General features: G+C 69.9%; 9 protein-coding genes and 1 tRNA gene. 5 read left to right on the top strand and 5 right to left on the bottom strand.

All coding sequences use genetic code 11. From position 1 onward, the window contains the following. Positions 1-134: 134 nt before the first annotated feature. Positions 135-1,928 (bottom strand): 5'-nucleotidase C-terminal domain-containing protein, encoded by a 1,794-nt coding sequence (locus ACFY1T_RS26430; protein WP_390790361.1) that lies wholly within the window; start codon positions 1,926-1,928, stop codon positions 135-137. Positions 1,929-2,106: 178 nt separating this feature from the next. Between ACFY1T_RS26430 and ACFY1T_RS26425 the strand changes: the two genes are divergently transcribed. From ACFY1T_RS26425 to pyk, 4 genes are all read left to right on the top strand, one after another. Then, positions 2,107-3,363, top strand: a complete 1,257-nt coding sequence (locus ACFY1T_RS26425; protein ID WP_390790368.1) for a ricin-type beta-trefoil lectin domain protein — start codon at positions 2,107-2,109, stop codon at positions 3,361-3,363. Positions 3,364-3,636: 273 nt separating this feature from the next. Then, the gene (locus tag ACFY1T_RS26420) at positions 3,637-4,341 is read left to right on the top strand and encodes an SIMPL domain-containing protein (RefSeq protein WP_390790360.1); all 705 of its coding nucleotides are present in this window, start codon (positions 3,637-3,639) and stop codon (positions 4,339-4,341) included. Next, positions 4,338-4,853 carry a GNAT family N-acetyltransferase gene (locus ACFY1T_RS26415; protein WP_390790359.1) on the top strand — a complete coding sequence of 172 codons (516 nt, stop codon included), beginning with the start codon at positions 4,338-4,340 and terminating at the stop codon, positions 4,851-4,853. The genes ACFY1T_RS26420 and ACFY1T_RS26415 overlap by 4 nt, the downstream gene beginning before the upstream one ends. Positions 4,854-5,004: 151 nt before the next feature. Beyond that, entirely contained in the window at positions 5,005-6,432 is a 1,428-nt protein-coding gene (gene pyk, locus ACFY1T_RS26410; RefSeq protein ID WP_030858845.1) for a pyruvate kinase, read from the top strand. A gap of 60 nt (positions 6,433-6,492) precedes the next feature. Here the strand turns inward: pyk and ACFY1T_RS26405 are convergent, their stop codons facing one another. Then, positions 6,493-7,269, bottom strand: a complete 777-nt coding sequence (locus ACFY1T_RS26405; protein WP_390790358.1) for a helix-turn-helix domain-containing protein — start codon at positions 7,267-7,269, stop codon at positions 6,493-6,495. An 85-nt stretch (positions 7,270-7,354) separates the two neighbouring features. After that, positions 7,355-7,438 (bottom strand) — tRNA-Leu (locus ACFY1T_RS26400). 92 nt (positions 7,439-7,530) lie between these two features. Here ACFY1T_RS26400 and ACFY1T_RS26395 point away from each other — a divergent pair. Next, positions 7,531-8,181, top strand: a complete 651-nt coding sequence (locus tag ACFY1T_RS26395; protein ID WP_030155829.1) for an ANTAR domain-containing response regulator — start codon at positions 7,531-7,533, stop codon at positions 8,179-8,181. Positions 8,182-8,243: 62 nt separating this feature from the next. Here the strand turns inward: ACFY1T_RS26395 and ACFY1T_RS26390 are convergent, their stop codons facing one another. After that, the gene (locus ACFY1T_RS26390) at positions 8,244-8,960 is read right to left on the bottom strand and encodes an ABC transporter ATP-binding protein (RefSeq protein ID WP_030858849.1); all 717 of its coding nucleotides are present in this window, start codon (positions 8,958-8,960) and stop codon (positions 8,244-8,246) included. Continuing rightward, positions 8,957-10,018 (bottom strand): ABC transporter ATP-binding protein, encoded by a 1,062-nt coding sequence (locus ACFY1T_RS26385; RefSeq protein WP_390790357.1) that lies wholly within the window; start codon positions 10,016-10,018, stop codon positions 8,957-8,959. Before ACFY1T_RS26385 ends, ACFY1T_RS26390 begins: the two co-directional genes overlap by 4 nt. Positions 10,019-10,023 lie beyond the last annotated feature (5 nt).

The following is a 10,023-nucleotide window of genomic DNA, read 5'->3' as shown; positions in this document are numbered from 1 at the left end:
CCGCGGCGCGGGGGGGGGGGGGGGGGCGGGGGGGGCCGCGGGGGGGGGGGGGGGGCGGCGCCCGGGCCGCCCCCCCCCCCCGCGGGGGGGGGGGCCGCCCCGCCCCCCCCCGGCCCCCCCCCGCCCCTCCCGCGCTAGAACACCGGGACTCCGGCGCGGGTCAGCCGCCAGTCCACGGACGCGAACTGCGCCGGGTCGATCGTGCCCTTCGCCTTCACCCACTGGATGATCGTGTTGCGGATCTCCTCCGAATTCGCCCACAGCTGCTTGGCCTGCGGCACGTGCGGGAAGTTCCCGCCGCCCGACGCCCGGTAGTTGTTCACCGCCAGCACGAACCGCGCCGCCGGATCCACCGGCTTGCCCTGGAACGACAGCCCCGAGATCCGCGAACCGGCCGGCTGCGCGACGTCGATGTCGTACGTCACCCCGTACACGGCGTCGTAGTTGTAGTCCGGGATGCTCTCGGCGTTCGTCAGCTTCGCCGGGTCCACCGGGGAACCCGCGGCCGTCTGCACGTAGTACCGCGCCGAGAACTCCAGGTAGTCCTTCAGCTGCGCGCCCGTCAGCAGCCGTGCCTCCAGGGTGTTCTCGAACGGGTACAGGCCCGCCGCGTCCTTGATCGTCACCTGCCCGGCCGGTATCGCGGCCGTCCGGGAGAAGCACGACGCCTGCGACAGCACCGGCAGCGCCGCCCACTCCGTACCGGCCAGCGCCCCCTTCACCGTCTCCGCCTGCACATGGCTGATCAGGTCGATGATCGCGACGTCCTTGACCGGCCCCTCCGCCGAGGACATCGCCTGCGTCGACGTACCGATCACCTGGTTCACGTACGCCACGACCTTGCGGTGCTCGTCCGAGAGCAGCCGGGTGATCTTCGGGTCCTCGGCGGCCGTGTTGGAGTTCAGCACCCGCGCCGACACCTTCGCCACCGACCAGCAGCCCTTCGACCAGGTCAGCTCGAAGTCGAACAGCGTCAGGCGCTGCCCCCACTTCAGCGGCTCGGACAGCACCACGTCCTTGCCGGTCGCCTTGTTCTTCACCCGGTACTCCGGGATCTCCGTGTGCGCGTGCCCCACCAGGATCGCGTCGATCCCCGGCACCTGTTCCGCCACCAGACCCGCCGCGTTCTCGATGTACGGCAGCTGGTCACCGTACGAGGAGGTGCCGCTCGAACCGGAGTGCGCGGACACGATCACCACGTCGGCGCCCATCGAGCGGAGCTTGGGCACGTACTTCGCGGCCTGCTCCTCCAGCCCCGGGAAGGTCATCTTCCCCTGCACGTTGGCCTTGTCCCAGATGGCGATGCCCGGGTTCGTCAGCCCCAGCACCGCCACCTTCACGTCCCGCCCGCAGGGCGTGCGCAGCTTGTGCATGCTGTACGGCGCGAAGGCCGGGCGCAGCGTCTTCGCGTCCAGCGCGTTCGCCCCGAGCAGCGGGAAGTCGCACTGCTCCTCGAACTTGCGGAGCACCGGGATGCCGTAGTTGAACTCGTGGTTCCCGAGCGCGGCCGCGTCGTAGCCGATCGCGTTCATCGCCTGCGCCATCGGGTGGACCGGCCCGCGGCGCGCGGTGATCGGGTCCACCTTCGCGTAGTAGTACGACAGCTGCGTGCCCTGGATCGTGTCGCCGGCGTCGATCAGCAGGGTGTTGCGGCGCCCCTTCTGGGCGCGCACCTGGTTCACGAGCGTCGAGATCTTCGCGAGGCCGACGTCGTTGTGCGCCTTGTCGTCGAACTCCTTGTCGGTGAAGTAGTCCCAGTTGAAAACGTTTCCGTGCAGGTCGGTCGTACCCATCACCGTGAAGGAGTACGTGTGCTGCCGCGCGGTCGCCTCGGCCGCGGCGGCCGGAGAGCCCGCGGCCCCCGTCAGCGCGACGGCCGCACCCGTGGCCGCCGAAGTACCCAGAAACGTCCTACGGTCGAACGCCATGCCATCTCCCCTTGTCAGCGTGAACAACGCGCGTAGATTCTGACCGATGGGTAACGGGGAACAACACCCCCGCCGGTGCGGATGTCTTGACGCGGCCCGGCCATGAGCCTTCAATCAAGCATTGAACTAAGGCAGTTGAGGTGAATCCCCCCACTTGAAGTGATGTGATGTCATGGTCATGCGCACCACCTGGCGCCACCGCACCGCACTCGGCGCCCTCGCCCTGCTCTGCTGGAGCGGCCTCGCCGCCCCGCCCGGCGCCGCCGCGGAACCCCCCACGACCGCGGCCGCCGCGGCCGCCGCGGCCACCTTCTCCGACGAGTTCGACGGGCCGGCCGGAGCGGCCGTCGACCCCGGGAAATGGCAGACCGAGACCGGCGACAACGTCAGCAACCACGAACGGCAGTACTACACGGCGGGCAACCGGAACGCCGCCCTCGACGGCCAGGGCCACCTCGTGATCACCGCCCGCCGCGAGAACCCCGGCAACTACGCCTGCTGGTACGGGCGGTGCGAGTACACCTCGGCACGGCTCAACACCGCAGGCCGCTTCACGCAGGCGTACGGACACGTCGAAGCCAGACTCAAGGTCCCGCGGGGCCAGGGGATGTGGCCCGCCTTCTGGATGCTCGGCAACGACATCGGCCAGGTCGGCTGGCCGAACTCCGGCGAGATCGACGTCATGGAGAACGTCGGGTTCGAACCCTCCACCATCCACGGAACGATCCACGGACCCGGATACTCCGGCTCCGGCGGCATCGGCGCCGCCTACACCCTCCCCGGCGGCCAGGCCTTCGCGGACGCCTTCCACACCTTCGCCGTCGACTGGGCCCCCGACTCCATCAGCTGGTCCGTCGACGGCGCCGTCTACCAGCGCCGCACCCCCGCCGACCTCGGCGGCCGCACCTGGGCCTTCAACAAGCCGTTCTTCCTGATCCTCAACCTCGCCGTCGGCGGCTACTGGCCCGGCGACCCCGACGCCGGCACGAGCTTCCCCCAGCAGCTCGTCGTCGACCACGTACGGGTCACCACCTCCGACACCGGCACCGGCCGCACCGGCCCGATCACCGGCCTGGCCGGCAAATGCGTCGACGTCGCCGGGGCCAACCCCGCCAACGGCACCCCCGTCCAGCTGTACGACTGCAACGGCACCCCCGCCCAGCAGTGGACGATCGCCGCCGACGGCACCCTGCGCGCCCTCGGCAAATGCCTCGACGTGACCGGCGGCGCCACCGCCGACGGCACGCCCGTACAGCTCTACGACTGCAACGGCAGCCCCGCACAGCGCTGGGCCCTGCCCGCGGCCCGCGACATCGTCAACCCGCAGGCAGACAAGTGCCTCGACGTCACCGGCAACAACCCCGCCAACGCGACCCGCCTCCAGATCTGGACCTGCGGCGGCGGCCCCAACCAGAAATGGAACCTCCCGAACTGACGGATGCGGCCGCAGCCGCCCGCGCTGCCGCTGCCGCTGCCGCTGCCGCTGCCGCTGCCGTTCCCGTTCCCGCCGGGCCCGCGCCGATCGGCGCGGGCCCGGCGCCGGAGGCTACGCGCCGCCCGCCCGCCCGCCCGATCAGGCCGGCCACGGCAGCGGGCCGCGACACGTACACGCAATGGCTCGCCGGGACCTCCACCACCGGGCCGCCCTCCGCGACGCGCTGGCAGAACTCGAACGACACGCACCGGACGACAATGCGACAGTGAAACCATGACCCAGGACTCCGCACACCAGCCCTACGGAACCCCCGAAGTCCCCCGCGTCGCCGTCCGCGGCGAAGCCCGCCTCGAAGTCGATCCCGAAATCGCCCGCATCGGCGTCACCGTCACCGCCCGCGGCACCGACCGCCGCACCGCACTCGAGGACCTCACGCGCCGCAACAACACCGTCCTCGAGCTCGTCAAGAGCTACGGCGACGCCGTGGAGAAACTCGAAACCGGCGCCTTCTCCATCAACCCGGAACTCACCCGCCACGGCCGCGCCGAACGCATCCGCGCCTACCACGGCAGCGTCCACGTCACCGCCGAACTCAGCGACTTCACCGCACTCGGCGAACTCACCACCCGCCTCGCAGACCTCGAACTCACCAGCATCGACGGCCCCTGGTGGGCCCTGCGCCCCACCTCGCCCGCCCACGGGGAAGCCCGCCGCCAAGCCGTGCTCGAAGCCGTCCAGCGCGCCCGCGAATACGCCGCCGCCCTCGGCGCCGACCTCGCCGCCCTCGTCGAACTCGCCGACCTCGGAGCCGAGAACGCCGTCCCGGGCTACCCGCAGGCGGCCCCCGGCGGCGGCATGCGCACCATGGCCTTCAGCGCCTCCGAGGACACCGCCCCGCCGCTCGACCTCGAACCCCAGCGCCAGACCGTCAACGCCCAGGTGAACGCCCGCTTCACCATGACCCCTCCCCAGCTGTGAACGCGCCCGCCCCGGCCGGCGCGTGGACCCTGGAGAGCCTGCGCGCCGACCACGCCCCCGCCCTCCTCGACTTCGAACGGCGCAACCGGGCCTACTTCGCCCGCACCGTCCCCGACCGCGGTGACGCGTACTTCCTCGAGTTCGCCGACCGCCACCGCGCCCTGCTCGCCGAGCAGGAGACCGGCCTGTCCCGGTTCCACGTCCTCGTCACCCGGCAGGGCGACCTGGCCGGCCGCGTCAACCTCGTGGACATCGAGGACGGCAGCGCCGAACTCGGCTACCGCATCGGCGAGAACGCCGCCGGCCGCGGCCTGGCGACCGCCGCCGTCGCCGAGATCTGCCGCGTCGCGCACCGCGCGTACGGGCTCTCGCGGCTCGTCGCCGTCACCACACTGGACAACCCGGGCTCCATGGCCGTGCTCCGGCGCAACGGATTCACCCAGGTCGAGACCATGACCGTCGACGGCCGGCCGGGCGTCCGCCACGAGCGCCCGCTGACCTCCGCCGACTGATCGAAAACGCGTACCGGCAGGACCTCCGGGGGTGCTCATCAGAGCACCCCCATGCACATTCAACAATTGTCAACAACCTTTTGCCCAAAGGTTGTTGAGTGGTCACCCGGAACCAATTTCCTACTGCCTGGTAGGGGCATACGCTCGCCCCATGCGCCGAGCAAAAATCGTATGTACCCTGGGCCCCGCCACCGACTCATACGACCAGATCAAAGCCCTGGTCGAAGCCGGAATGGACATCGCCCGCCTCAACCTCAGCCACGGCACCTACGCCGAACACGAGGAGCGCTACCAGCGCGTCCGCAAAGCCTCCGACGAAACCGGCCGCAGCGTCGGCGTCCTCGCGGACCTTCAAGGCCCGAAGATCCGCCTCGGCCGATTCACCGAAGGCCCCGTACTCCTTGAACGCGGCGACGAGTTCACCATCACCGTCGAAGACCTCGAAGGCGACCGCCACACCTGCGGCACCACCTACAAGGGCCTCGCCGCCGACGTCACCACCGGCGAACGCATCCTCGTCGACGACGGCCGCGTGACCCTCGAAGTCACCGGCGTCGACGGCCCCCGCGTCCACACCCTCGTCATCGAGGGCGGCATGGTCTCCGACCACAAGGGACTCAACCTCCCCGGCGTCGCCGTCTCCGTCCCCGCCCTCTCCGAGAAGGACATCGAAGACCTCCGCTGGGCCCTGCGCACCGGCGCCGACGTCATCGCCCTCTCCTTCGTCCGCAGCGGCCGCGACATCGAAGACGTCCACCGCGTCATGGACGAGGAAGGCCGCCGCCTCCCCGTCATCGCGAAGATCGAGAAGCCGCAGGCCGTCGAGAACATCGACGACATCGTCGCCGCCTTCGACGGCATCATGGTCGCCCGCGGCGACCTCGGCGTCGAAATGCCCCTGGAACAGGTCCCGATCGTCCAGAAGCGCGCCGTCAAGCTGGCCAAGCGCAACGCCAAGCCGGTCATCGTCGCGACCCAGATGCTCGACTCGATGATCGACAACTCCCGGCCCACCCGCGCCGAAGCCTCCGACGTGGCCAACGCCATCATCGACGGCACGGACGCCGTCATGCTCAGCGGCGAGACCAGCGTGGGCAAGTACCCCGTCGAAACCGTGAAGACGATGTCCCGGATCGTGGAGGCGGCCGAGGAGGACATCCTCGCCAAGGGCCTCCCGCCGCTCACCGAACGCAGCAAGCCCCGCACCCAGGGCGGAGCCGTCGCCCGCGCGGCCGCCGAAATGGGCGACTTCCTCGGCGCCAAATTCCTGATCGCCTTCACCCAGAGCGGCGACACCGTCCGCCGCCTCTCCCGCTACCGCTCACCCATCCCCCTCCTCGCCTTCACCCCCGACCCGGCGACCCGCTCCCAGCTGAACCTGACCTGGGGCGTCGAAACGTTCCTGGGCCCCCACGTCGACTCCACCGACGCGATGGTCGCCCAGGTCGAGGAAGAACTCCTGCGCATCGGCCGCTGCGTACGCGGTGACGTCGTCGTCATCACCGCCGGCTCGCCCCCCGGGGTCACCGGCTCCACCAACCTGGTCCGCGTCCACCACATCGGCGACCCGGTCCACTGACGCCCCGCCTCACCCCGCGTCGGGCCCCGTCCCGCCCGACGCGGCCACGGCGTGCGCCGCCTAGTACTTGGGCCCGATGTGCGCGTCCATGAGCGCGACGGAGCCCTTGCGGGCGACGGAGACGTTGTACGGCCGCCCATGGCGCGTGCAGTTCGTCCAGACGACTCCGAGTCGATCGAGGGTGTCCGTGAACAGCCTCCGGATGTCGTCGGAGACGTTGGTGAACCAGTAGCGGGGGTACTCGTACCGTTTCCCGTTGCGCACGGTCCAGTTGGTCAGTCGGCATCCGTCCGAGTGGATCAGACCCCGGATGAACTGCCAGGAGTGCTGATCCACGATCTCTTGCTGCCAGGGCTCAAGGGCTATGACGCGCTCGTGTTTCCTGCCGGGGCCGTGCTGCGGGAACATGCAGGGCAGGTGGGTCGAGTAGACCTTGATGTTGTGGGCCCCTTTCGCGCGGACCCTGCACGTCGCATGGCGGGGGAACACCGCCTTGAGCGCCGCTTCGGCCTCGTCCTGGATGCCGGGCCATCGGTCGTCGAGGGTGATCATGAGGCTCCAGGTCCTGTGTCCGGAGTAGCGGCTGACATGGCCGTCGCCCAGATAGAGGCCGAGCAGGTACGCGTACGCGGAGCGGTCCAACGGCACACCGTCACACCGCGCGCAATCCCGGGCGCGCCGCCCCGGGCACTCGCCGCGTGTGGCGCGATCCTTGTGCTTCCAATAGCCGACGGTGCCGAGGGGCACGTTCAGCTGCCGGGCCACGTCGGCGTTCTTGGCTCCGCCGCGCAGGAGTGAGAGGGCCGTTTGCCGTATTTCGAGGCTGTGGAACTCCATGGATCAACTGTGCGTGACCGGTCGTGACCGGGCGCGACAAAAAGCGGACGTTCACGCGAAGGTGAACGTCCGCTTTTCGGACACGTGCCGGGTATGGGATTCGAACCCACACGTCCTTTCGGACAGAGGTGTTTGAGACCTCCGCGTCAGCCAGTTGCGCCAACCCGGCAATGTTGCTGGTCGGAGTGTACCGGGTGACCGCCGCGCACTGCAGCTAGGTAGGCTCATCCAAGCATCACCGCCCCGCACCGAGGAGCCATCGTGACCGCCGAGCACGAGTCGACGCCCACGCCCGACGCCGACCAGTCGCACGTTCCGCCGCTGACGACGCGCGTCGTCATCGCCGAGGACGAGGCGCTCATCCGTCTCGACCTGAAAGAGATGCTCGAGGAAGAGGGGTACTCCGTCGTCGGCGAGGCCGGGGACGGGCAGACGGCCGTCGAGCTGGCGCGCGAGCACCGGCCCGACCTGGTCATCCTCGATGTGAAGATGCCCGTCCTGGACGGCATCTCCGCGGCCGAGAAGATCGCGGAGGAGTCCATCGCCCCGGTGCTCATGCTGACGGCGTTCTCGCAGCGCGACCTCGTCGAGCGGGCGCGGGACGCCGGGGCCATGGCGTACCTGGTGAAGCCGTTCAGCAAGAGTGACGTCGTGCCGGCCATCGAGATGGCCGTGTCGCGGTTCGCGGAGCTGAAGGCGCTGGAGAAAGAGGTCGCGGACCTCTCGCTCCGGCTGGAGACCCGCAAGCTCGTGGACCGGGCCAAGAGCATCCTGCAGACCCAGTACGGGCTGACCGAGCCGGCCGCGTTCCGGTGGATCCAGAAGACGTCCATGGACCGTCGCATGTCCATGCAGCAGGTGGCCGAGGCGGTCATCGAGGACGCCGAGGAGAAGAAGAACGCCGCGAAGTAGTCCGTGCGTACGCGAGAGGCCCGCCACCGTTCCCGGTGGCGGGCCTCTCGTGTGTGAGGGGATCAGTCCTCGCCGAGGTAGGCCTTGCGGACGTCCTCGTTGTGCAGGAGCTCCTGACCGGAGCCGCTGAGCACGATCTTGCCGATCTCCATCACGTGGGCCTGGTCGGCCAGCGAGAGGGCGGCCTGGGCGTTCTGCTCGACGAGCAGGATGGTGGTGCCCGTGGACTTGAGCTCGGCGATGGTCGCCATGATCTTCTGCATCATGAGGGGGGAGAGACCCATGGAGGGCTCGTCCAGCATGAGCAGCTTGGGGCGGGACATGAGTGCCCGGCCCATGGCGAGCATCTGCTGCTCACCGCCCGAGAGGGTGCCCGCGGCCTGCTTCCGGCGTTCGCCCAGGATGGGGAACATCTCGTAGGCGCGCTGGACGTCCTTCTCGATGCCCTCCTTGTCGGTGCGCAGGAACGCGCCGAGCTGGAGGTTCTCGGCGATCGTCAGCCGGGGGAAGATGTGGCGTCCCTCGGGGGAGTGGGCCAGGCCCAGGGAGACGATCTTGTGGGCGGGGACCTGCGCGAGCGGCTTGCCGTCGAAGACGACGGTGCCGCCGACCGGCTTGAGGAGGCCGGAGAGGGTGCGCAGGGTGGTGGTCTTGCCGGCGCCGTTGGTGCCGACGAGGCAGACGATCTCGCCCTCGTTGACCTCGAACGAGATGCCCTTGACGGCTTCGATCTTGCCGTAGGCGACCTTGAGGTCCTTGACCTCGAGCAGTGCGGTCACTTGGCCTCTCCGTCCGTGCTGGTGGTGCTGTCCGGGGCCGCGGCCGGCTCGGCGTCCGCGGCCGGCTCGGCGGCCGGCTCCGCGTCGGCCTCGGCTTCCGCCGGTGCCTCCGCCTCGGCCGGTGCCTCCGCGTCGGCCTCGGCTTCCGCCGGTGCCTCCGCGTCGGCTTCGGTCTCCGCCTCGGCCGCCGCGTGCTCCTCGGCGGCTTCGACCTCGGCGACCTCGGCGACCTCGGCGATCGCGGCCGCCTCGGCCGCGCCCGGGTCGCCCTCGAAGGGCTCTCCGAGGTAGGCGGCGATGACGCGCTCGTCGCCCTGGACCTCGGCCGCGGTGCCCTCGATGAGCTTCTCGCCCTGGACGAGACAGGCCACGCGGTCGCAGAGGTTGAAGATGAAGCGCATGTCGTGCTCGATGACGAGTACGGCGATGCCCATGTCCCGGATGGCGAAGATGAGCTCTTCGGCCGCGCGGGTCTCCTGCGGGTTCATGCCGGCGGTCGGCTCGTCCAGGAGGATGAGGCCGGGGTCGCTGGCGAGGGCGCGGGCGATCTCGAGCTTGCGCTGCTCGCCGTAGGGGAGGTTCTTGGCGAGGTGCTGGGCCTTCTTCTCCAGGCCGATGAACTCCAGGAGCTCCATCGCCCGTGCCTCGCTGGCGGCTTCGGCCTTCTTGAAGCCGGGGCCGCGCAGGAGGGCGGACCAGAGGCCTTCCTTGGTGCGGGTGTGGCGTCCGACGAGGACGTTCTCCAGCACCGTCATGTTGTGGAAGAGCCGGATGTTCTGGAAGGTGCGGGCGATGCCGGCGCTGGTGACCAGGTGCGGCTTGGGCGGCAGGACCGTGCCCTTGTAGCTGACGGTGCCCTCGGTGGGGACGTACAGCCCGGTCAGGCAGTTGAAGAAGGTGGTCTTGCCGGCGCCGTTGGGGCCGATGAGACCGACGATCTCGCCCGCGTTGACCTTGAGGTCCACGCCCTTGACGGCGGTGAGGCCGCCGAAGCGCATGGTGACGCCGCTGGCTTCGAGGACCGTGGTCACCGTGGTGGTGTCTGTGGTGGTGGTCATGGTGT

The organism is Streptomyces sp. NPDC001194 (genome assembly GCF_042896985.1).
In the GTDB taxonomy this organism is placed as follows: domain Bacteria; phylum Actinomycetota; class Actinomycetes; order Streptomycetales; family Streptomycetaceae; genus Streptomyces.
Note: the sequence above shows the minus strand (reverse complement) of the source record. Positions and strands in the feature narration are given on the sequence as shown.

What these genes read in the sequence shown, in the direction of transcription:
- ACFY1T_RS26420 (WP_390790360.1), top strand. Translation starts at nt 3,637, where the DNA reads ATGACCCAGGACTCCGCACACCAGCCCTACGGAACCCCCGAAGTCCCC.
- ACFY1T_RS26385 (WP_390790357.1), bottom strand. Translation starts at nt 10,018, where the DNA reads ATGACCACCACCACAGACACCACCACGGTGACCACGGTCCTCGAAGCC.
- ACFY1T_RS26430 (WP_390790361.1), bottom strand. Translation starts at nt 1,928, where the DNA reads ATGGCGTTCGACCGTAGGACGTTTCTGGGTACTTCGGCGGCCACGGGT.
- ACFY1T_RS26425 (WP_390790368.1), top strand. Translation starts at nt 2,107, where the DNA reads ATGCGCACCACCTGGCGCCACCGCACCGCACTCGGCGCCCTCGCCCTG.
- ACFY1T_RS26405 (WP_390790358.1), bottom strand. Translation starts at nt 7,269, where the DNA reads ATGGAGTTCCACAGCCTCGAAATACGGCAAACGGCCCTCTCACTCCTG.
- pyk (WP_030858845.1), top strand. Translation starts at nt 5,005, where the DNA reads ATGCGCCGAGCAAAAATCGTATGTACCCTGGGCCCCGCCACCGACTCA.